Here is a 22,925-nt window from a genome sequence, read left to right on the forward strand (position 1 = left end):
GTATTATATTATAAGAATGTTGGCAGATAAAGGCGGCAGGGAGAAATCCCTGCCATTGTTATTGCTTTATTCTGACCACTTATGTCCCATAATCAACCGACTGTGCAAAAACCGTTGAAGACGCTGTCTCATTTTCATATAATTGCATTACAGGAGGGAGCCAGATGCAGATTGAGATAAAAATTGACAGTTCCTATACGGAACCCAAAATAGTCATATTGACCGCAGTGATGTCAGAGGATGTCAGCCGGGTATTAAACAAATTATCAGAAAATACGCCGCAGATCCTTTCCGGCTGCAAAAATGAAAAAGTGGAAGTAATAGAGCAGGAGGATTTGATCAGAGTCTATGCAAACGCAGGTAAGGTATTTGCTTCCACCAGCAAAGGAGAGTACATGATTCGCCTCAGATTATATGAAATAGAAGAGCGGCTGCATCCGAATCAGTTTATCCGTATATCGAATTCTGAAATCATCAATTTAAAAAGAGTTAAAAATTTTGATTTAAGCTTTACCGGCACCATCTGTGTGGAGCTGGACAATCATATCACAACCTATGTTTCAAGACGATATGTTTCAAAAATCAAAAAAATACTGGGAATATGAGGTGATAAAGATGAAAAAAAAGGTGTTTTTACGCAGTATGTCAGGCTTCCCCTTTGGATTGGCATTGGGATATTTGATAACGATAGTGATTTCCCTGATTTGGGGAGACGGCTATTATGCCCCCTGTATGCCTGAATTAATTGAGGTAACGGGAAACGAAATCAATGCTGTTTTGCTGCAGGCATTTCTATGTGGAATCATAGGCTCTGGATTTGCTGCCGCCTCTGTAATATGGGAAATGGAAGATTGGGGGCTTGTAAAACAGACGGGAATTCATTTTTTGATTACTTCAGTGATCATGCTGCCGATAGCTTATTTTTCATATTGGATGGAGCATAGTCTGAAAGGCTTTTTAAGTTACTTCGGAATTTTTGCTTTCCTTTTTGCGGCAATATGGATTGTGCAGTATGCTATTGCCAAACGCAATGTCAAAAAATTGAACGAAACTCTGCGCAAGAGACAGGACGGAAAAGATGAGCAAAGGAGGAAATCCGGTAGCATATAGGGGATATGGTATGATATAATAAAATAGAAGAACAAGCAAGTAAGTATTTTTGGACAGAGGCTTAAGATTCGGAGGGAGGTGTCTGTTATGCTTATAGTCAGGGATCTTAGCAATCGGTTTGCGCAAATTTCGGGCATGCCCCTGCAGGACAGCGTGGTCAACGCCAAACTGCGGCAGGCAGGAATTAACACAAGCAGCAAGCAATATAAGGCTGCGATCAGTGCAATGACAAGTGCAGCAGGCGGTGGAGTGGGCTACACTAACATTGCATGTATCAAAAACCGGATGCGTCAGTTTGACAAGGATGGGGATCGTATCAATTTAAGCACGGGATTGGCGGGATTAGCGGTCACGGACCAAAATCGTGCAGGAAAGAATAAAATCATTTCCATTCCGGAGAGCAGCAGAGAGGAAATGTTTGCGCTTGCCAAAGAAGAATTTTTACGGGAAAACGGTGTCAGCAACGGAGATACCACCCAAAGGACGGATGTCTATTATAATCTGTATCGGAAAATGGAAAAGAATGACCGTCTGGCGGCTGGGCATACTTTAGAACAATATGAGCGCCAGTACCGGCAGGCGTTTGTGGACGCTGTAAAAAGAGTGGATGCAGATTGGGAAATAGGAAAACCAATTCCGTCCGGGGCATTGGACGGAATCACCAGAGAAGCCATAGATTCTTTACTGGTAAAATCCGGAAGCCGACTGATCAGAAAATCCTTTCAGGCAAGAATCTAGCTATTTTCCCCAAAAGACATGCGGGAAGTCCTTGAAGGAGGGCTTCCTGTTTTTTTATTTTTTTGAAACTTTTTTACTTTCCTTTGCATCTATAGATTGAGACAGGTGATGAGGCCTTGTCTTACGCAAAGTTACTGGTACCAGAAAGCGCAGAAATGAGGATTTCTATGAAAAACGGATTATACGAAAAAATAGTGGATCATATAACAGAGAATCAGGAAAAATTTTACCGGCTGGCCTATAGCTACGTTCAGAATAAAGAAGATGCCTTGGATGTGGTACAGAATGCTATTTGCCAGGCGCTGGATCATTATGAGACGGTGAAAAACGAAAATGCGGTAAGAACCTGGTTTTACCGAATTCTTGTCAATGAAAGCCTTCTGTTTTTAAGGCAGCGAAAGAGAGAGGTTTTAGCCGGTGATGAGAAACCCATGGAAATTCCTTATTATGAGAGGAGGTATGACAGCAGCGGTGAGGAGATTTATGAACAGATAAGCAGGCTGGAGGAGGATGTGCAGTGTATTGTAAAACTCCGTTTCTTTGAAGAGCTGACCCTTAAGGAAATTTCCGATGTGATGCAGATGAATTTAAACACGGTAAAAGCAAAGCTGTACAGAGGCTTAAAACAGTTGAAACAAAATATAAAGGAGGCAGATTTATGAGCGAGATGAAAGATGCAAAAGATAAGTACGATGCAATCCCCATTCCGGAGGAACTGGGGGAGCGTGTGCAGGCGGCCATTGAATCCTCGGGCAAGCGCCGCAAAATCCTGCAATGGAAGAGAAGGAAACGAGTCATAAGAGGTCTGGCAACTTCAGCAGCCGCAGTGGCAGCCGTCTTTACGGTGCTTTTGAATACCAACACCGCATTTGCCCAGGAGATGAGCAGCATCCCCGTTGTGGGAGCCGTTGCAAGGGTGCTTACGTTCAGGACCTATGAGGCGGAGGAAGAAAATGTAGGAATTTCCGTGGAGATTCCCAGCGTGGAAATGATTTCTGCAGACACCAATGGCCTGGCAGATTCTATCAACCAGGAGATATATCAGCTCTGCGAGGAATATGCAGAGGAAGCCATGGAACGGGCTATGGAATACAGGACGGCATTTCTGGAGACCGGAGGAACAAAAGAGGAATGGGCGGCCCATGACATTCAAATTGCTGTGTGGTATGAGGTGAAGGCCCAGACTCCAAATTACTTGTCCTTTGTAGTGAGGGGAAGCGAAAACTGGAATTCCGGCTACCGGGAGGCCAGATATTATACTATTGACCTGCAGCAGGAAAAACTGTTATCCTTAAATGACGTCCTGGGAGAAAACGATATAGAAGCTGCAAATGAAAGTATCCGAAAGCAGATGGAGGTTATGAGCCAGGAGGATGGAATTACGTTTTGGACTCCTGAAGAGGGAGGATTTACAGGCATCACAGAGGAGACGCCGTTCTATATAAATGAGAACGAAAATCTTGTGATTGTTTTTGAAAAGTATCAGATTGCGCCCGGTTCTGCCGGAGACATAGAATTTGAAATAGAAAGGTAGGAAAAGAAGATGAAAAAAATAACTGCATTTTTTATGGCTTTGACCATGTGTGCATACCTTGCGGCCTGCGGAGGTACCAATGAGGAGACCGCTGTGCCGCAGACTGAAACAGAAACACAGCAATCCACTGACGCACAGACCGAAACAGAGACACAGCAGACAACTGCCGGGGAAAGTACGGCAGAGGAGCCCCAAAGCCAGACGGCGAAGGAGACACAGCCGGAAGCGTCTAAGGGAACAACCCAGGCTGCGTCTGAGGAGGAAAGCGCCCAGGGAGGCTATGAGGATAATTTTGCAGTGGACAGCGCTGCGGCAGCAGCTTTCGCAGAACAGATCAAGGAAGCGGTTGCGGCACAGGATCTGGAGGCTTTGGCAGACCTGGCTGCGTATCCCCTTTATGTTGGAATCGCAGAGGATGGGGTGTCATCCAGAGAAGATTTGATTGCACTGGGTGCAGAGACTGTTTTTACGCCGGGACTGTCGGCATCCGTGGAAGCGGCGGATACCCAGAATCTGACGCCCAGCAAGGCAGGCTTTGTATTGTCTGACGGCAGTAAAAACAATATTATATTCTCGGTTGTGGACGGAGAACTGGCCATCCAGGGAATTAACTACGAATAAGAGTATAAAGAGCATAACACAAAGGCCCAGGACACCTTTACAGCCTTACAGGAAACCGTTATAATGTAGGAAAAACACAAATGGGATTTTGTGGTTGAAATGGAGAAAAGAGCATGATGACGGAAATGAAAATGCAGGATTTTCTGGATCAGGTGTCCTCCTGCGCGCCGGTGCCGGGAGGCGGCGGTGTCTGCGCTTATGCGGCAGCTCTAGGGATGAGCCTGGGAAGCATGGTGGCGAATCTCACTGCCGGGAAGAAAAAGTACGCAGAATATGAGGAAGAAATTCAGCTGATATTGAAGAAGGCGGCCGGAGTTACCGGGCGCCTTGCTTCCGGTATGGAGAAGGATGCGGAAGCCTTTGAGCCATTGTCGAGGGCCTATGGGCTGCCGAAAAGCACTAAGGAGGAGGCAGAGCATAGGGAGCAGATTATGGAGGAAGCCCTTAAGAAGGCAGCTCAGGCGCCCCTTGCCCTGATGGAAGAAATTATGGAGGCATTGGATATCCTTTCCAGATTGTCTGAGATTGGCAGCAGAATTGCCATTAGTGATGTGGGTGTTGGGGTACAGCTGTGCCGGGCGGCATTAAACGGAGCTTCTTTAAACGTATATATCAATACGAAGCTGATGAAGAACCGTGAAATTGCGGCGGAAATGAATAAAAAGGCCAGAGAATTGTGCGAAGAGGGATGCAGAGAGGCTGACAGAATCTATGAACAGGTGGCCGGTTCTCTATGCGGGGCCGAGGGATAATCCCATCCCTTTTTAGACAAACAAAAAGTATAGGAGGACAGCCGTGTGAATATTTTAAAGGGACTTCCCGTGGCAAATGCTATCAATGAACAGATTGCTCAGGAAATGAAGGACTGGAAAGGAGCGCCGCCTCATCTAGTCATTATCCGCGTGGGAGAAAAACAGGATGATATTGCTTATGAGAGGGGCGCTGTAAAGAAAATGGAGAAGGTGGGCTTTGCCTGCACTACCTATGTGTTTCCGGCAGATGTGGACAATGATGCCTTTTTGCAGAAATTTGATGAAATCAATGAAAGCCGGGATGTAGACGGCATTCTTCTGCTTCGCCCGCTGCCAAAGCATCTGGATGAAAAGGCTGTGGAAAGCCGTATTGCGCCTGGGAAGGATCTGGATGGGATGTCGCCGATAAACCAGGCTAAAGTGTATGCCGGTGATGAGAGTGGATTTGCTCCCTGTACGGCAGAAGCCGTAATAGAAATGCTGGATTATGCCGATGTGGACCTGAAGGGAAAAAGGGCTGTTGTAATCGGCAGAAGCCTTGTGATCGGCAAGCCTGTGGCCATGCTGCTTTTGAAAAAAAATGCAACGGTGACGGTGTGCCATACGAGAACAGAAGACCTGCCGGGGACCTGCAGAAATGCCCAGGTGCTTGTGGCGGCAGCAGGCGCTGCAAAAATGGTGGGCGCTGATTACGTGGGCAGGGATGCGGTTGTGATCGATGTGGGAATCAACGTAGACGAAGAAGGAAATCTATGCGGAGATGTGAAGCTGGATGAGATAGCGCAAACGGCAGCTTTGGCTACGCCGGTGCCGGGGGGCGTGGGAAGCGTCACTACCTCTGTGCTTGCAAAGCACCTGCTGAGGGCCGCAAAAATGTCTGGAAAATGTTAACTTTTTCTGTTTTTTGGCCGATAAATATGATAAGATAGAGATAGGAAACAAGAGAAATCATGAGGGGCATGGATGCCGAAATGATAAGCGTGTAATATGATACAAGGAGGTAGCGCGTATGAGCATTACGATTCAGGCAAAAACAGATTATTCTTTTTTATTTTCCAGTCTGGGAAGCGGAGCTGCCGGTGTGGCGGGCAGTACCTTTCTGCTCGATTATGCCAGCATTAAAAACGGCAGCTATCTCAAGCTGATGAAAGCCTATTATGCCGAGGATGCCAATGACACAGTGAAATCACTGGTAAACAGTGATGCGACGGGAAAGGCAGATTCCAAGACCCTGGCCAGGGTGCAGACTGCGGCCGATGCGCTGAAGGAATCAGCAGATGCCCTGCTGGAAAAGGGCAGCGATTCTGTGTTCACCAAAAAGGATATTGCTACGGTGGATGAAAACGGTGTGGAAAGCACCCAGAAGGGATACGATACCGAAAGCATTTACAAGGCGGTAAACAGCTTTGTGACAAATTTTAACGCTGTCGTAGATGCGGTGAATGATTCTGGAAGCGAAAGCATTACCAAACGTGCTGAGAGCATGGTGAATGCCACCATCAGCAATCTGAAGCTGTTGAATAAGATAGGGATTACGTTAAACGATGACAGCACGCTGTCCCTTGATAAGGATACCTTTATGGAGGCGGATATGACTACGGTAAAAAGCCTTTTTGGTGAAAACGGGTCCTATGGGTACAGGGTGTCGGCGCAGTCCTCCTTAATTGGTTATGCGGCGGACAGAGAGGCGAACCGGACGAATACCTATACCTTTACAGGAGGCTACAGCAGCCTCTATAATGCAGGCAGTTTGTTTAACGGCTACTTTTAACGGCGGCAGATTATGACTAAACTGTTACGAAAATAAAAAAAATAAAAAAAATAGCAAAAATTCTATTGACATTTGGCAGGAAAACATATAAAATATGACTTGTTCGCAGGAATGGCGGAATTGGCAGACGCGCACGGTTCAGGTCCGTGTGGTAGCAATACCATGAGAGTTCAAGTCTCTTTTCCTGCATGACAAGAGAGTGTTAAGTATATGCTTAGCACTCTTTTTTTCAATGTACCATTTGGGTATAATGTGCCTAAATGGTGCATTGGGGCTGGAGGCAGGCGGTTTCCGAGAGGGGAGCACGCAGATTTTTTCAAATCATGGAGGAAGGTGTTTAATGGAAAAAGGGGTGCGCAGAGATTGGTACAAACTGGATTTGTCCGCCATTGTTTATCCTACCCTGCAGAGACGGGATTTCTCATCCGTATACCGTTTGTCCGTGCTTTTAAAGGAGGAGATTGATCCCAGGGTGCTGCAGCAGGCTGTGGATATGACCCTTCCCAGATTTCCCACCTATAAAGCTGCTATACGAAAAGGTCTGTTCTGGCGGTACTTAGAGCCAAACAACAGGCCGGGGCCTTTTGTGCAGGAGGACGTAAAAAATCCCTGTCAGCCTATGTATTTTAAGGCCAATAATCGATATCTGGTGAAGGTTTATTATTATAGGAACCGGATTGCCCTGGAGGCCCATCACAGTCTGGGAGACGGAACCGGCGGTATGTGCGTGCTGCAGACGCTGGTGGCAGTGTACTTAAGGCTCCTGGGACATGAAGAGATTGAAAACGGAGGCTTTGTGCTGGATATTGGTGAAGAACCCGATCCGGAGGAGCTGGAAGACGCTTATATGCGCTACGCCAACGCAAAGGTGCGTCCTCCCAGGCCGGGAGAGAAAACATACCGGGTGAGGGGCACAAAGGAGCCCTTCTATACGCTTAATATTATTGACGGCATCATGTCCGTGTCCCAGGTGATGGCAGTTGCAAAGAAATACAATGCCACCATAACGGAATATCTCAATGCGGTGCTGCTGTACGCGCTTTTGACAAAGCAGGAAAAAGACTGGCATCTTCGCCTGCGTCCGGTGAAGATAGCAATGCCGGTAAATCTCAGGCGCTTTTTCCCCTCAAAGACACTTCGGAATTTTATTACCATGATCTATCCGGGAGTGGATCCAAGGCTTGGGGACTATACCTTTGAGGAAATTGTAACCCAGGTGCACAATTATATGCGGTATTATCTGAATGAAAAATTTTTAAGGGGAGACATTACAACAAACGCTGCAACCCAGAAAAATCCGCTGATCAGGGTGGTGCCGCTGTTTATCAAGGATTTTGTGGTGCGGATGTTCTATACAAAGGTGCAGGACAAAAATTCTTCCGCGGGGCTGACCAATATGGGAGCCATAAAGGTGCCGGAGGGAATGAAGCCTTATATTGAGCGCTTTGATATCTATATGGGACAGCCATTTTCCTCCAGGACAAACTGCGCCGTAGTCAGCTTTGATGACATTCTGACCATCAACTTTGCAAGCAGTATCATTGAGGCGGATGTGGAGCGGTATTTTTTCCGCAAGCTGGTTTCGGACGGCATTCATGTAAAAATAGAGAGCAACCGTGAGATAACGGAGGAGTAGCGGGAAGCGTTATTGAAAGGAAACAGCGCATAAAAGGCGCGGAAAGGGATAGTATGTCATATTGTGTGAATTGTGGTGTGGAATTGGACCCTTCGGCAAAAAATTGTCCGCTTTGTAATACGCCGGTGATCAATCCGTCAGATCTTAAGACCAGGCAGCAGCCGACACCTTTTCCCAGGGACAGGGGACAGGTGGAGACTGTGAAGAGAAAGGATTTGGGTATTCTGCTCTCCACGGTGGTTTTGGCTACGGCTGTCACCTGCGGCATTCTCAACGCCTTTGTATTTCAGGGAACCCTCTGGTCTCTGGCAGTGATCGGCGTATGTGTTATTCTGTGGGTGATCATGATACCGGTAGTGATTTATACCAAGCAGTCCATATATGTCTCTTTGCTGTTTGACGGGGCGGCGGTGATGGTATATCTGTATATGATTGCCTATATGATACAGCAGGATGATTGGTTTTACGGGCTGGGAATGCCCATCGTTTTGTGGGTCACCTTTCTTTCCGAGTGCTTTGTGCTCTGTGTAAGGAAGCTTCCCCGATCTTTTCTTACAGTGGCCCTTTATCTTTTTACGGCCCTTGCGCTGCTGTGTCTGGGACTGGAATTTTTGATTGATCTTTATCTGGATGGGCAGGCGGCGTTTCAATGGTCGGCCATTGTGGCTACGGTCTGCGTCATTGTGGATATTGCCATCATTACGCTGCTGTCCCGCAGAAGGCTGCGCAATGAGGTGAGAAGAAGACTGCATTTTTAAGGAAGGCTGACAGCAGGTTTAGGAGAAAGAATTATGGACAAGGAAAGCAAAAGAAACCAGAATCTCATGCAGCTGATCAAACGGGTGCATGGCCTGGTGGAAAACAGTGATATTGAAAAGCATAGACAGTCTCAGGATCATATTGGAGCTATTTTGGGGAATACAAAGGATATCTGCTACAAAGAGGTAGATATTGACGGCATGTACGGCGAGTGGGTAAGCGTCAACAGACCCCATATGAAAAAATATGTGATTCTCCATTGTCATGGCGGCGGATATTCCACTGGAAGCAGTATGTATGCAAGAACGCTGACCGCAAAGCTTGCGTCGATCGTATCCATGGATGTACTGTGCTTTGACTACCGTCTTGCACCGGAGCATCCTTATCCTGCGGCCCTGGAGGACGCCATGAAGGCATGGAATTATCTCATGCTTCTTGGGTACGGGGCGAGAGATATTATTGTCACAGGGGATTCTGCCGGGGGAAATCTTGCCCTTTCCCTGACCCTTAAGCTGAAGCAGGAAAATAGAATGCTCCCAAGAGGCCTGGTGCTTCTCTCCCCCTGGACGGACCTCACCTCATCGGGGGAATCCTTTGTATCCAAAGCGGAACTTGACCCTGTGTTGGACAAGGCGTATATTGACCGCATGGTTTTGGCCTACGCGGACAAGAGGAACCTGGAGGATCCCTTGATCTCTCCTCTGTTCGGGGATTTTCAGAGCTTTCCGCCCACTTATATCCAGGTGGGGGAAAACGAAATCCTGTTAAGCGACGCCCTGCGGCTTTATGAGGCCATGGGGAAGGCGGGCGTATTTGTGAAGCTGGACCGCTTTCCGGGTATGTGGCATGTGTTCCAGATGTCTCCTTTTAAGACGGCTTATGAGGCCATGGAAAAAAATGCGGAGTTTATTTTCGAGATATGCAGGTAGAATAAAGGAATTTCCCATAGTGTGGAGAATATATAAATTAGGAGTATGTTGTAATGTGATTGGGTTTCTTGTAAAGAGAGGCGGACATGACAATTAGAGAAAGCTTGGAACAGTGGGAAAAGGATTATTTGAGTCCTTACGCATCCTTAAGTATGAATTCTAAAGGCAGGCTAAAGCCGGAGGAGCAGTGCGATATCCGGCCTGTTTTTCAGAGAGACAGGGACAGAATCATACACTGTAAGGCCTTTCGAAGGCTGAAGGATAAGACACAGGTATTTTTGACGCCGGAGGGAGATCACTATCGCACCAGACTGACCCATACTCTGGAGGTTTCTCAAAATGCCCGTACTATTGCAAAGGCGCTGAAGCTGAATGAGGAGCTTGTGGAGGCCATTGCCCTGGGACATGATTTGGGACATACCCCCTTTGGACATGCGGGAGAGCGGGCGTTAAACCGGGTGTGTCCTTTCGGCTTTGAACACAGTGAGCAGAGCGTGCGCACGGTGGACAGGCTGGAGAAGGGAGGCCTGGGGTTAAATCTGACTTATGAGGTGCGGGACGGCATCCGAAACCACCAGACCATCGGAAAGCCTCACACGCTGGAGGGAAAAGTGGTGCGTCTTTCGGATAAGATCGCCTATATTCATCACGACATGGACGATGCCGTCAGGGCCGGAATCTTGAAGGAAAGCGATGTGCCTAAGGAGATTGCGGACGTTGTGGGAAAGACCACAGGAGAGCGTCTGGATCATTTTATACACGACATTGTCACTGCCAGCATGGGCAAAAATGACATATTGATGTCGGAGCCGGTTGGGGAGGCTATGCGAAAGATCAGGCAGTTTATGTTTGAGAGAGTCTATCAGAATCCTGAAGCCAAAAGCGAGGAGGGAAAGGCCGAGATGCTGATGGAAACATTATATTATCACTATTTGAAGCATATAGATGATCTGCCGGAGGAATTTTTAAATCTGATATCGGAGGGAGAGCCCAGAGAAAAGGTGGTATGCGACTATGTAGGGGCGATGAGCGACCGCTTTGCCATAGCGCAGTATGAAGAGATCTATATACCAAAGTCCTGGCATATATAAAACAAAAGCACGGCTTTAAGAAAGGATTTACATAAAGCGCGGCTTCATGGGAGTAATGAAATGTATTATTCTGAGGAGATTGTGGAAGAAGTCAGAATGAGAAACGACATCGTGGATGTGGTGTCGGGATATGTAAAGCTTCAAAAAAAGGGCAGCAGTTATTGGGGGCTGTGTCCCTTTCATAACGAGAAATCCCCCTCCTTTTCCGTATCGGATACCAGGCAGATGTATCACTGCTTTGGCTGTGGGGCAGGTGGAAATGTGTTTACCTTTCTCATGAAATATGAGAATTATTCCTTTCCGGAGGCAGTGAGGGCTCTGGCGGAGCGGGCCGGAGTGGCCTTGCCGGAGCCGGAATATTCGGAAGAGGCAAGAAGAAGAGAGAACAGGCGCGCCAGACTTTTGGAGGTGTGCAAGGAGGCAGCCACCTATTTTTATTTTATGCTTCGAAGCCCCCAGGGAGCCACGGGCCTTCAATACCTGAAGAAGCGTGAGCTGACCGATGAGACCATGAAAAAATTTGGATTGGGCTATGCGGGCAAAAATGGAGCGCAGCTTGTGGAGTACCTGCGTAAAAAGGGCTTTGAGGATCAGCTGATCAAGGAGGCGGGTCTTGCTAATTTTTCGGAGAGGCACGGTCTTTTAAGCCAGTTTTGGAACAGGGTCATGTTTCCCATACAAGACATTAATCACCGGGTAATCGGCTTTGGGGGCCGTGTTATGGGGGAGGGAGAGCCTAAATATCTCAATTCTCCAGAGACTCCCATATTTGATAAGAGACGCAATCTGTACGGTTTAAATTTTGCCCGCAGGGCAGGAAGCGGCAACCTGATTCTTTGTGAGGGTTATATGGATGTAATCGCCATGCACCAGGCCGGGTTTACTCAGGCAGTGGCGTCTCTTGGCACAGCGTTCACTTCAGAACAGGCTTCCCTGCTGCGGCGCTATACAGACAATGTGCTGCTTGCCTATGACAGCGACGGCGCCGGAGTGAAGGCTGCCCTTCGTGGCATCGGCATTCTGCGGGAAGCGGGGCTTACAGCCAGAGTGATTGACATGCGGCCTTATAAGGACCCGGATGAGTTTATGAAGAATCTGGGGAAGGAGGCATTTGGGGAACGCATTGCAAAGGCGGAAAACAGCTTTTTCTTTGAAATACGGATTTTGGAAGCTGGTTATGATATGGAGGACCCGGAATCCAAGACAAGGTTTCACCGGGAGATCGCAAGGAAGCTTTGTGAGTTTAAGGAGGAAGTGGAGAGAGAAAATTATCTGCAGGCGGTGGCAGACAAGTATCATATCGGGGCGGAGCAGCTGCGCAGACTGGTGCTGTCCGCCGCAGTGGCCACAGGAGGCGCAGAGCCCGCAAGGAGACCCAGGACCACCGCTTCCCGCAAAAGCAGCCCTGAAGAAGGAGCAAAGAAATCCCAGCGGCTTTTAATTACTTGGATTACGGACGAGCCTTCCCTTTATGAAAAAATCAAAGGGTATATTACGCCGGAGGATTTTACGGAGGAGCTGTACAGAAGGGTGGCCGAGAGGCTGTTTTTGGACCTGGAGAAGGGGGAGCTTCGGCCTGCCGGCATTATCAGCATGTTTGAGGAGGAAAATGACCAGCGGGAGGCGGCGGCTCTTTTTAACACCAGTCTGCCAAAGCTGGAGACAAAGCAGGAGAAGGAAAAGGCGTTTCATGACATTGTGTTTTCGGTAAAGAAAAACAGCTATGAATACTATACGGCCAGGCTGGGGGCGGATATGACAGCCCTGAATCAGGTAATTGCTGGAAAAAAAGCCCTGGAAGAGCTGGCAAAAACGCATATTTCCCTGGATTAAGGTTAAGAATAAAAAAAGCCACAGACAATTACAAAGGAAGTAAATTTCCCAGGAAGGAAGGAACGAACAACATGGATGAAAACACACAGGCAAAATTTGACGAGAAGGTAAAAGAGCTTCTGAATATGGCGAAGAAGAAAAAGAACGTTCTCGAATATCAGGAGATCAGTGATTTCTTTGCGGATATGCCGCTGGAAGAGGAGCAGTTTGAAAAAATTCTGGAGGTACTTGAGCAGAATAATGTGGATGTTCTGCGCATCACAGAAGAGGACGATGTGGACGATGAGGAGATCATACTCACGGAGGACGACGAGGTGGATGTGGAAAACATCGACCTTTCGGTTCCCGACGGCGTCAGCATCGAGGACCCTGTCCGCATGTATCTGAAGGAAATCGGCAAGGTGCCTCTTTTGAGTGCGGAGGAGGAAATAGAGCTGGCAAAGCGGATGGAGCTGGGGGACCAGGAGGCCAAAAAGCGTTTGGCAGAGGCAAACTTACGTCTGGTGGTGAGCATTGCCAAAAGGTATGTGGGCCGGGGGATGCTGTTTCTTGATTTGATTCAGGAGGGCAACCTGGGTCTGATTAAGGCTGTGGAAAAATTTGATTACCGCAAGGGCTATAAATTTTCCACCTATGCAACCTGGTGGATTCGCCAGGCCATTACCAGGGCCATCGCAGATCAGGCGCGGACCATACGGATTCCGGTTCACATGGTGGAGACCATAAATAAGCTGATCCGGGTCAGCAGACAGCTTCTGCAGGAGCTTGGAAGAGAGCCTTCCCCGGAGGAAATTGCCCAGGAAATGAATATGCCTGTGGAGCGGGTGAGGGAGATTTTAAAAATCAGCCAGGAGCCTGTTTCTCTGGAGACGCCCATCGGCGAGGAGGAGGACAGCCACCTGGGCGATTTCATACAGGACGATAATGTGCCGGTTCCCTCGGATGCAGCGGCCTTTACCTTGTTAAAGGAGCAGCTGGTGGAGGTTTTGGGAACTCTCACAGAGAGAGAACAAAAGGTGCTGCGTCTGCGGTTTGGACTGGACGACGGGAGAGCCCGCACTCTTGAAGAGGTGGGAAAGGAATTTAACGTGACCCGTGAGCGTATCCGTCAGATAGAAGCCAAGGCTCTTCGAAAGCTGCGTCATCCCAGCCGCAGCCGGAAGCTGAAGGATTATCTGGATTGATGAAGGTTGTACTCTCCCGCAGGCTGCAGGCTCTGGCCGATATGGTGACTTTGGGGAACCGGGTGGCGGATGTGGGATGTGACCATGGTTTTTTGTCCATCTATCTTGTGCAGAATCAGATCAGTCCCCGGGTTTTGGCAATGGATGTGAGAGAAGGACCCCTGTCCAGGGCAAAGGAACACATCGCCAGGTGCAGGCTGGGAAGCTACATAGAGACCCGTCTTTCCGACGGGCTTAGTGCATATGAAGGGGGAGAAGCCCAGACGCTTGTGTGTGCAGGCATGGGAGGACGGGTGATGACAAGAATCCTTGCCTCGCAGGAAGAGAAAGCAAAAAGTTTTTCGGAGCTGATTTTGCAGCCCCAGTCGGAGATTCCCCAGTTTCGCAGATTTTTACAGAGCGGGGGATATAAAATACAGGAAGAGAATATATTGTGTGAAGAGGGAAAATATTATTTTATGATGAAAGCCGTCTACACAGGACAGGAGATCAATCATCAGAGTGAGCTCTTTTTGGAATTTGGGGAAAAGCTTTTAGAGGACAGAAATCCGGTACTCAGGGAATATCTGGAATACCGGCTGAAAACCACCCTGGAGATAGAAAAGGAGCTGAATTTCGGGGAAAAGGACAGAGCAAAGGAGCGTTTGTGCCAGGTGAGGCAGGAGCGGAAGCGCCTTCTGGAGGCACTGTCATATTGGGAGTAAGTATGACTGAAAGGGCAGGAAGAAAAATGATTACGGTAACGATAAAGGGTGAGAAGAAACAATTTCCCCAGGGAACAACCTATGAGACTGTGGCAGCGCCTTATCAGGAGGCATATGACAATATGATTGCAGTGGTATCGGTGAACGGCAAAATTCGTGAGCTGTTTAAGAAGCTCACAAAAGACTGTATCATTGATTTCTTTACCCTGCGGGACGATGTGGGATACAAGACCTATGTGCGCACTGCCACCATGCTGTTTTTAAAAGGCATATACGATGTGTTTGGCAGTAAGGCAGCCCAGGGAAGCCGGGTGGAGTTTGCCATAGGACATGGCTCTTATATCAGAGCGGGAGAAGGCGTCTTGGTCTCAGCGGAAAGTGCAAAGCAGATCGAGGATAGAATGTGGCAGCTGGTGGAACAGAAAACACCGTTCTACAAGCGCCTGTACTCTCTTGATGACGCCATGGAGCTGTTTCGCACACAGGGCATGAGGGACAAGGAAAAGCTGTTTCGGTACAGAAGAAGCTCCTTTGTAAATATCTATGAAATAGAAGGCTATTATGATTATTATTATGGATACATGCTGCCCAATGCAGGCTATGTGAAGTGGTTTGATGTGATACCCTATGATGAAGGCTTTATGCTGCTTCTGCCTTCTAAAAAGAACCCTTCTGTAGTGGAGCCTTTTACGGAACGCAAAAAGCTGTTTGCAACTCTGAAGGAGTCTGAGGAATGGGGAAGAAAGGTGGGCATTGAGACAGTTGGGGATTTGAATGATCAGATCTGCAGCGGTTCCTTAAGCGAGCTGATTTTGGTGCAGGAGGCCCAGCAGGAGCGCAAGATCGGCGAGATTGCCAAGGAAATCGTAAGCAGAGGGAATGTGAAGTTTGTTATGATTGCAGGCCCTTCCTCCTCGGGCAAAACCAGTTTTTCCCACAGACTGTCCATACAGCTTCGCACGCTTGGGAAAGTGCCCCATCCCATCGCCTTGGACGACTACTTTGTGGACCGGGAATTCACGCCCAGAGACGAAAAGGGAGATTACAACTTTGAATGTCTTGAGGCCATTGACATTAAGAAATTTAATGAGGATATGTGCAGACTGCTCAAGGGAGAGAGGCTGGAGCTTCCCACCTTTAATTTTAAAACCGGAAAAAGAGAATATAACGGGAAATATAAGAAACTGGGCCCTGACGACATTTTGGTCATTGAGGGAATCCATGGGCTGAATGAAAAGACATCCTACGCCCTTCCTGAGGAAAGCAAGTATAAAATTTATATCAGCGCGCTCACCAATATCAATATTGACGAGCACAACCGGATTCCCACTACGGACGGAAGGCTGCTGCGCCGTCTGGTGCGGGATGCCAGAACCAGAGGAGCGGATGCCAAAAGAACCATTTCTATGTGGCCGTCGGTGAGAAGAGGGGAGGAGGAAAATATTTTCCCCTATCAGGAGGATGCAGATGCTATGTTTAACTCGGTGCTAATCTATGAGCTGGCAGTTTTGAAGCAGTTTGCAGAACCCTTGCTTTTTCAGATATCCAAGGAGGATAAGGAGTATCATGAGGCGAAGAGGCTGCTTAAGTTTTTAGACTATTTTCTGGGTGTGACCAGCGAAAGTCTCCCCAACAATTCTATCTGCAGGGAATTTGTGGGCGGCAGCTGTTTTCAGGTTTAGGACGAGAAAATCATAAGCATAGGGGGAAAGATACCAATGAGAGAATGCAGAGAACAAAACCGAAAGGAAGCCAGAGAAAAGCTGGTTGTTTTAGCCAATTGGATTGTGCGGATCTGTGGGGCTGCCATATTTTTGTTTTTGACCTGGTATTCCCTTCGGTATACCCAGTACATGAATCCGGGAGGAGATGAAATACCTGTGAATGTGCGGGATTCCATGAGCAGGAACCTGCTGGTTCTGCTGCTTGCAGGGGCTTTTCTTGTCTTTTTGGCTCAGATGGAAAACCGTTTTTCGCAGCAGGTGAAAAATAGGATCAAACAGGCCGCGCTTGCCTTATCCCTGCTCTGGACCGGAGGATGGAGTCTTTGGTGGATTACCTGTGCGGAGAGAATTCCAACGGGAGATCAGGCCTTCATCTATGGAGGCGCTTCCTACTTTCTGGAGGGGAACTATGATTTCCTGGGCCAGGGAGGCTATTGCGATATGTATCCCCATCAACTGGCGCTGATTGCGCTGATGGAGCTGCTTTTTGTTTTTGTGGGGACATATAATTATTTTGCCTTTCAGGTGATCTGCGCTTTTCTTGCGGTGGGCATTGTCTTTTTAGGCGGCCGGATTGTGGAAGAGATTGTGGACCAGATGAGTGTTTTGGTGTTTTACTGTGCCACTATGCTGGGATGCCTGCCTCTGATTTTTTATACCAGCTGGGTGTACGGAGATATCCCCAGCATCTTTTTCTCCCTGCTGGCGGCATGGGCCCTTCTGCGGTATGGAAAAAAATCTCATGGGGGCTATCTGGCGCTGTGTGTCTTTTCTCTGACCATGGGGATTTTGGTGCGAAAAAATTCTTTGATTCTTCTCATTGCTTTTTGTCTGGTGTCCCTTGTATGGGCCTTTTACTGCAAGGATAAGAAACTGCTGAAGGCAGCTGCCCTGGCGGTTTTGCTGCCTTGGCTGCTTTATATGGGAATTTACAAAATGTATGAGCTTCGTTCCGGCTATGAGCATTCCAAAGGGTTGCCTGTGCTTTCCTGGGTTTCCATGGGACTGCAGGAAAACAACGGCAAGTATGGCTGGTATTTTGACTATCCCAGAAGGATTTATTATGAGAATGATTGTGACAGGGATATCACGGAAGAAGTGGTAAAGCAGCATATTGAAGAAAGGCTTGGGGTGTTTCGGTCCGATCCTTCCTATACATGGACTTTCTTTCGAGAAAAGCTGCTGTCTCAGTGGAATGAACCCTTGTATCAGTCCCTCTATTTCAATACCCAGTACACAGAGGGCTATGAACCGTCTGTGGACTCTCTGGCGGCAAAGCTTGGGGGAGAATATTTTATGAAGGTGCTTTGGGTTTGTGACAGGCTGCAGTTTGTTGTGTATTTCGGCATGCTTTTATACTTTGTCCTTGCTGTCAGGCCAAAAAGCAATCTTTTGCAGCATCTGCTGGCGGTGATGATGATAGGAGGCTTTTTGTTCAGCATTTTCTGGGAGGCGAAGGCAAGATATGTGCTGCCCTATTATGTCACAATGTTTTCTTTTTCGGCAGTGGGATACTGGCAGCTTATGGAGCAGATATTCGGCATGATAAGGGGCAGATGGCGTAAGGATAAAGATAATATCATTAAATTCAGGAAGGCGGCATAGTTCAGGTATCATTTTTTCCTTGCGAAATGTACCGTGGCAGGATATAATCATTGACAGGTAAGTAGGACAAATAATCGCGGCTGCATTTTGAGCAGGTGAGGAAAGTCCGGGCTTCACAGGGCAGGATGCCAGATAACGTCTGGTGGAGGCGACTCCAAGGCTAGTGCAACAGAAATATACCGCCGGAACCGTTTCTTTGAGGCGGCGTCCGGTGAGGGTGGAAAGGCAGTGTAAGAGACTACCGTCCGTCTGGCAACAGGCGGAGCCATGTAAACCCCATCCGAAGCAAGACCAAAAGGAAAGCGACAGGCTTGCCCGGCCTGCTTTCAGGTAGGTCGCTTGATGCGGCTGGCGACAGCCGTACTAGATAGATGATTATTCGCGACATAACCCGGCTTATCGTCCTGCTTACCCCCAAAAAGCCAGGGAGGTGCGCGTGATAAAAAAAGGCATGATTGTTTTGGCGGGGGCATTTCTTTTGGCCGCCGCAATATTTTTTTTTCAGAGATTTTATGTGGAAGAGGAAGGGAAGGCTTACGGGGAGAGCAATCCGGCTAAGGAGAGTGTGCTTCCACAGGCTTCCCGGATTTTTTCGGAAAATCCCGAGGAAGAAAATCTGGCCGGAATGCTGCAGGAGGCGGCTTCTGGCATGATGGTGCAGGTTCTGGCCAGGGAAAGCGGGGGCAGCGGTATTCTCTATAATGGAGACGAAAATAAACTGACGGTGTTGACGGCGGCTCATGTGCTTGGAGAGGAGAATGAGAGTGTATGGGTGGTATTTGCCGACGGATGGGCTGTGGAATGCCAGGTATATGAAAAGACGGCGGATGCTGACCTGGCTTTTTTATCTGTACCGGTTTCAGATATTCCAAAGGAGCATCTGAAAACCTATTGCCGCGCGGCGGTGGATAAGGAAAGCTATGATTCCCTTGAGACGGGAGACGGCGTGATTGTAATGGGCTCTTACGGGGGGCCCGGCGAAAACGCCTATGAGGGAACGCTTCAGGAGACATGGGTCTATCTGGAGGATTTCTCTCAATATATGATGCTCATAAAAGCTCCCGCCGTACAGGGAATGTCCGGGGGAGGGGTGTTTGATCTAAACGGGCATTTCATCGGCCTTTTGTGCGGAGGGAATGAAAATGGAGAGCTTGCGGCGCTGCCTCTTACTTTGATTGAGGCGGAATATGAAGAACAAAATTAGAGAACCTGCAGGGGGAGGAAGAAAGCTTCTCTCTGCAGGTTCTTTGCTGGGGCGGGACCGTCCTTTTATTCCATAAAACTGGAAAAATCCTGAATATGACATTCCGCCAGATTGGAACAGATATAATAGCCCTTGCGCCATTTTGCGGGGGAACACCCAACGTGGTTTTTGAAGGTGCGGATGAAGTTGGTGTAATCGTTGAAACCGCAGGCCTCGGCGGTTTCCGTGACGGAAAGGCCGTTTTCCAGAAACTGTTTCGCTAGAGTGAGCTTTTTAGTGAGGATATATTGCTTCAGGGTGATTCCTGTCTGGCGCACAAATTGAGAGCAGATGTAATTTTCCGTATAGGAATAGGCTTGGGCAAGCTTGGAAATTTTTAAATCCTCGTTTATGTGGGAGTCCACATAGGTGATGATATCACTGACCAGTTTGGTGAAACGGATGGGCTTTACGGAGGTGCCAAAGGCATAAAGCCGGTTTACCATCACCAGAATCTGAATCAGGCAGGCCACGGAAAGCACGTCCTCTCCGTAGTGGGTGGAACGCCAGTAGGGGCGGAACTGAATGGCCAGATCAATAAATTTCAGGATATCCTCCTCCAGCTGCAGCAGATTTCCCACATCAGTGGGGCGGTTATGGAAGCAGGATAACAGGTTTGTGTTGGGAGTACAGTAGGTGCGCACAAGGTTTGGATCAAAGTGGATGGCGACTCGCTTGTAGGAATGGCGGGAGTTGTTCAGGGAAAGATGAAGGTCATGGCTGTTTAAGAGCACAAGGGTGCCAAAGGGGACCTCATACTTGTGGGAGTTAATCAGCATGGAAATATCATCGTTCAGGATTAAAAGCAGCTCGTATTTGTAATGGGAACGATAAGTTTTGTCCTCAGGAGACATGGAATTCATAAAATTACATTCTATTGCGTAATCAATGGAAGAAGTTGCCACGATTTTTTCCTCCTTTTTTGAAGAATTTATAAAAAATATGTTGTATAATGTCAGTATAATGAAATATTATAAAAAACGCAAGTTATAAAGTTAAAAACGCTGAGAATTGGCGATATTCAAACAGTATAATAGAACTTGTCACCAATGTGAAAGACTTATGCAAAAGGAGGTTACACTTTATGAAAAAGGGACAAAAGAAATTTTTGGCGATTTTATGCAGTGTCGGTCTATGTCTGGCAATGGCCGGATGCGGCAGTAATGGAGAAACAACGCAGAGCAGTGAGTCCGCTGCGTCACAGACCCAGACCCAGGAGAGCACGCAGGCGGCAGAGAGCACGGAGAGCACACAAAATGGCGATTCTGCTTCAGGGGAAACGGTTACCCTGGATGTGTGGTGCTGGTCGCCCAATGAGGATCTTCTGCAGACAGGCGTTGACATGTACAATGAGCTTGGGCATAATGTGGAGCTCAATGTAACGATTCTGGCTTTGGCTGATGTGCGGACCAGAATTACCACCATTGCGAATTCCGGGGATTATTCACAGCTTCCTGACATTATTTTGATGCAGGATACCTCTATTCCCATGCTGGTAAGATCTTATCCGGATGTGTTCCATTCTCTGGCGGATTCGGGCATCAATACGGATGATTATGACCAGTCCAAGATAGCGTGGTGTTCCTATAACGGAGAGCTGTATGCCGTTCCCTTTGACTCGGGTGTGGGCGTTGCGTGCTATAGAACCGATTATCTGGAGCAGGCGGGCTATACCATAGACGATTTGTGGGATATTACATGGAGCGAATTCCAGGCAATCGGCGAGGACGTGCTGGAACAGACAGGGCATCCTCTGCTGTCTACAGCTTCCGACGCTACGCTCTTAACCATGATGCTGAATTCTACCGGAGAAAGCTATTTTGATGAAGAAGGAAATGTAAATCTGAACAATAATGAGACCCTGTTTACGATTTTTGAAAGATTCCGGGATATGGCAGACAGTGGAACGATCCAGGTGGTTACCAACTGGGATGAGTATATGAGCTCCTTAAATGCCGGTTCCAGTGCAGGCACGATCAACGGTATGTGGATTTTGAACTCTGTGAAGCAGGCTCCCGATCAGTCCGGGAATTGGGGAATTGCAAACCTTCCCTCCGTGGACGGTATAGAGGGCGCTACCAATTATGCGGCAAGCGGCGGCAGCAGCTGGATGATCACAAGCAACTGCAGCGATTATGAGACGGCTTTGGATCTTTTGACTACAGTGATGGGCGGAGAGCTGAGCGATGCGTTTTATCAGGACATCCTTTTGGACTCCAATTATATCGCAGGTTATCTTCCCACTGCGGGAAATGAAGAAATCTATAATACGCCGGATGATTTCTTCAACGGAGATACCATTTATGCAACCTTGGGACAGTTTGTGGACCAGCTTCCTGCAAGCAATACCAGCTCTGCCTATGATGAGACGATAAACGCCGTAGCCACGGCACTGACCAATGTGCTCAACGGCGCTGATATACAGTCGGAGCTGGACAATGCACAGTCCACTGTGGATTTTGCCATGGGAAATTGACGGACTTAAGCAACGGAAATTTTATGCAGAGGGCATCGAAAGGTGCCCTCAAAATATAGCATTCCTGCGCTGTGCTTCGGAATGGAGATAAATATGAAGAAGATGACAAACACAAAGAGACATGCCATAGTCGGATGGCTTTTTTTGCTTCCGGCTGCGCTTTTAATCTGCTTTATGAGCTTCCGCCCTATTTTTCAGGCTTTTTTGACATCCCTGAAAACAGGGATCGGCAATCAGATGACCTTTACGGGGATTTCAAATTATGCCAGATTGTTGGAGGATAAGACGCTTCTGACGGCTGTAACCAATACGCTGATTTATATGATCCAGATTCCCATCATGCTGGGACTGGCCCTGTGGCTGGCAACGCTCCTAAACAGGAAGGGACTAAAATGCAAAGGGCTGTTTCGGGTTTTGCTGTTTCTGCCCTGCGCCACGGCATCGGTTTCCTACTCTTTGATTTTCCGCATTATGTTTGCTTACAACGGAATGATTAATACCTTTTTGGTATCTGCCGGCATTCTGGATACGGGATACAATTTTTTCGGAAATCCCTGGTCGGCGAGGTTTATCATTCTGCTGGCGCTTGTCTGGCGGTGGACGGGCTATAACATGGTTTTTTTGTCCGCAGCCTTGCAGAATATTGATGAAAGCATATATGAATCGGCGGTTTTTGGCGGGGCCCCGGGGCTTCAGAAATTTTTTTAAATCACCACTCCCCCGATAAAACCCACACTGATTCTGCTTTGCATTATGACGGTAAACGGAACCATTCAGCTGTATGACGAATCGGTGAACTTAACGGGAGGAGGACCGGCTAACTCCACTTTGTCCATATCCCATTATATTTATAATCTGTCCTTTGCGTATACTCCCAATTTCGGATATGCTACAGCCATCTCCTTTGTGATCTTTGTGGTGGTTGCGGTATTGTCCCTGATTCAGATGAAGGTAGGTGACAAACGTGAATAAAAGAAAGCTTGCGGGAACCTATGTGGTGCTGATTATTGCAGTAATCTTTTCTGTGTTTCCCATATACTGGATGTTTGTGTCCGCTACAAATACCCACGCCCAGATTATCACGGGAAGACTTTTGCCGGGAAGCAATCTGCTCACAAATTTGAAAAACCTGCTGGAGGCCAAGAATATTGGAACGGCAATGGTCAATTCCTTTAAATATTCCATTACCCAGACGGTGCTTGCGCTGCTCGTAAG

Annotated in this window: 21 protein-coding genes, 1 tRNA gene, 1 other RNA gene and 2 pseudogenes; 24 read left to right on the forward strand and 1 reads right to left on the reverse strand. The window is 47.9% G+C overall.

Translation table 11 applies throughout. The annotated features are described in order from the left end of the window. Positions 1-164 precede the first annotated feature (164 nt). From AC1WIP_RS00755 to AC1WIP_RS00855, 21 genes are all read left to right on the forward strand, one after another. Positions 165-605 carry a LytTR family DNA-binding domain-containing protein gene (locus tag AC1WIP_RS00755; RefSeq protein ID WP_481140013.1) on the forward strand — a complete coding sequence of 147 codons (441 nt, stop codon included), beginning with the start codon at positions 165-167 and terminating at the stop codon, positions 603-605. A 10-nt stretch (positions 606-615) separates the two neighbouring features. Then, a complete protein-coding gene (locus AC1WIP_RS00760; RefSeq protein ID WP_481140014.1) occupies positions 616-1,110 on the forward strand; it encodes a DUF3021 domain-containing protein in 495 nt (164 codons plus the stop codon). A gap of 87 nt (positions 1,111-1,197) precedes the next feature. Beyond that, complete coding sequence (locus tag AC1WIP_RS00765) at positions 1,198-1,848, forward strand: DUF3879 family protein (protein ID WP_481140015.1); 651 nt, start codon at positions 1,198-1,200, stop codon at positions 1,846-1,848. Positions 1,849-2,015: 167 nt separating this feature from the next. After that, complete coding sequence (locus AC1WIP_RS00770; protein WP_481140016.1) at positions 2,016-2,510, forward strand: sigma-70 family RNA polymerase sigma factor; 495 nt, start codon at positions 2,016-2,018, stop codon at positions 2,508-2,510. Further along, the gene (locus AC1WIP_RS00775; protein WP_481140017.1) at positions 2,507-3,382 is read left to right on the forward strand and encodes a DUF3298 and DUF4163 domain-containing protein; all 876 of its coding nucleotides are present in this window, start codon (positions 2,507-2,509) and stop codon (positions 3,380-3,382) included. The genes AC1WIP_RS00770 and AC1WIP_RS00775 overlap by 4 nt, the downstream gene beginning before the upstream one ends. Positions 3,383-3,391: 9 nt before the next feature. Continuing rightward, a complete protein-coding gene (locus AC1WIP_RS00780) occupies positions 3,392-4,003 on the forward strand; it encodes a hypothetical protein (protein ID WP_481140018.1) in 612 nt (203 codons plus the stop codon). Positions 4,004-4,116: 113 nt separating this feature from the next. After that, positions 4,117-4,755 (forward strand): cyclodeaminase/cyclohydrolase family protein, encoded by a 639-nt coding sequence (locus tag AC1WIP_RS00785; protein WP_481140019.1) that lies wholly within the window; start codon positions 4,117-4,119, stop codon positions 4,753-4,755. 45 nt (positions 4,756-4,800) lie between these two features. Beyond that, positions 4,801-5,646, forward strand: a complete 846-nt coding sequence (locus tag AC1WIP_RS00790) for a bifunctional 5,10-methylenetetrahydrofolate dehydrogenase/5,10-methenyltetrahydrofolate cyclohydrolase (protein ID WP_481140020.1) — start codon at positions 4,801-4,803, stop codon at positions 5,644-5,646. A 118-nt stretch (positions 5,647-5,764) separates the two neighbouring features. Beyond that, positions 5,765-6,526 carry a hypothetical protein gene (locus tag AC1WIP_RS00795; protein ID WP_481140021.1) on the forward strand — a complete coding sequence of 254 codons (762 nt, stop codon included), beginning with the start codon at positions 5,765-5,767 and terminating at the stop codon, positions 6,524-6,526. 105 nt (positions 6,527-6,631) lie between these two features. Further along, positions 6,632-6,715 (forward strand) — tRNA-Leu (locus tag AC1WIP_RS00800). Between the two features lie 151 nt (positions 6,716-6,866). Further along, on the forward strand, positions 6,867-8,162 hold the full coding sequence (locus AC1WIP_RS00805; protein ID WP_481140022.1) for an alcohol acetyltransferase: 1,296 nt from the start codon (positions 6,867-6,869) through the stop codon (positions 8,160-8,162). Positions 8,163-8,215: 53 nt separating this feature from the next. After that, positions 8,216-8,920 carry a DUF6320 domain-containing protein gene (locus AC1WIP_RS00810; protein ID WP_481140023.1) on the forward strand — a complete coding sequence of 235 codons (705 nt, stop codon included), beginning with the start codon at positions 8,216-8,218 and terminating at the stop codon, positions 8,918-8,920. Between the two features lie 33 nt (positions 8,921-8,953). Then, on the forward strand, positions 8,954-9,850 hold the full coding sequence (locus AC1WIP_RS00815) for an alpha/beta hydrolase (protein ID WP_481140024.1): 897 nt from the start codon (positions 8,954-8,956) through the stop codon (positions 9,848-9,850). 86 nt (positions 9,851-9,936) lie between these two features. Continuing rightward, positions 9,937-10,941, forward strand: coding sequence for a deoxyguanosinetriphosphate triphosphohydrolase (locus tag AC1WIP_RS00820; protein WP_318704816.1), 1,005 nt, complete (start codon positions 9,937-9,939; stop codon positions 10,939-10,941). Positions 10,942-11,001: 60 nt separating this feature from the next. Then, complete coding sequence (gene dnaG, locus AC1WIP_RS00825) at positions 11,002-12,774, forward strand: DNA primase (RefSeq protein ID WP_481140025.1); 1,773 nt, start codon at positions 11,002-11,004, stop codon at positions 12,772-12,774. A 71-nt stretch (positions 12,775-12,845) separates the two neighbouring features. Next, on the forward strand, positions 12,846-13,958 hold the full coding sequence (gene rpoD, locus AC1WIP_RS00830) for an RNA polymerase sigma factor RpoD (RefSeq protein ID WP_318704818.1): 1,113 nt from the start codon (positions 12,846-12,848) through the stop codon (positions 13,956-13,958). Then, positions 13,958-14,662, forward strand: a complete 705-nt coding sequence (locus AC1WIP_RS00835; RefSeq protein WP_481140026.1) for a tRNA (adenine(22)-N(1))-methyltransferase — start codon at positions 13,958-13,960, stop codon at positions 14,660-14,662. Before rpoD ends, AC1WIP_RS00835 begins: the two co-directional genes overlap by 1 nt. Before the next feature lie 26 nt (positions 14,663-14,688). Next, entirely contained in the window at positions 14,689-16,344 is a 1,656-nt protein-coding gene (locus AC1WIP_RS00840) for a uridine kinase family protein (RefSeq protein WP_481140031.1), read from the forward strand. 36 nt (positions 16,345-16,380) lie between these two features. Next, on the forward strand, positions 16,381-17,991 hold the full coding sequence (locus AC1WIP_RS00845) for an ArnT family glycosyltransferase (RefSeq protein WP_481140027.1): 1,611 nt from the start codon (positions 16,381-16,383) through the stop codon (positions 17,989-17,991). A 58-nt stretch (positions 17,992-18,049) separates the two neighbouring features. Further along, positions 18,050-18,406: RNase P RNA component class A (gene rnpB / locus AC1WIP_RS00850), an RNA gene on the forward strand. Positions 18,407-18,427: 21 nt separating this feature from the next. Next, the gene (locus tag AC1WIP_RS00855; RefSeq protein ID WP_481140028.1) at positions 18,428-19,195 is read left to right on the forward strand and encodes a S1 family peptidase; all 768 of its coding nucleotides are present in this window, start codon (positions 18,428-18,430) and stop codon (positions 19,193-19,195) included. A 65-nt stretch (positions 19,196-19,260) separates the two neighbouring features. Here the strand turns inward: AC1WIP_RS00855 and AC1WIP_RS00860 are convergent, their stop codons facing one another. Next, positions 19,261-20,139 carry an AraC family transcriptional regulator gene (locus tag AC1WIP_RS00860; protein ID WP_481140029.1) on the reverse strand — a complete coding sequence of 293 codons (879 nt, stop codon included), beginning with the start codon at positions 20,137-20,139 and terminating at the stop codon, positions 19,261-19,263. Positions 20,140-20,318: 179 nt separating this feature from the next. On the opposite strand from AC1WIP_RS00860, the gene AC1WIP_RS00865 reads away from it, so the two are divergent. The 3 genes and pseudogenes from AC1WIP_RS00865 to AC1WIP_RS00875 form a co-directional block, all read left to right on the forward strand. Then, complete coding sequence (locus AC1WIP_RS00865) at positions 20,319-21,710, forward strand: ABC transporter substrate-binding protein (protein ID WP_481140030.1); 1,392 nt, start codon at positions 20,319-20,321, stop codon at positions 21,708-21,710. Positions 21,711-21,791: 81 nt separating this feature from the next. After that, a pseudogene (locus AC1WIP_RS00870) lies at positions 21,792-22,682 on the forward strand (carbohydrate ABC transporter permease). After that, positions 22,675-22,925 (forward strand): annotated as a pseudogene (locus AC1WIP_RS00875) (carbohydrate ABC transporter permease); the annotation flags it as partial. The pseudogenes AC1WIP_RS00870 and AC1WIP_RS00875, both read left to right, overlap by 8 nt.

Source organism: Acetatifactor sp., from assembly GCF_982438285.1.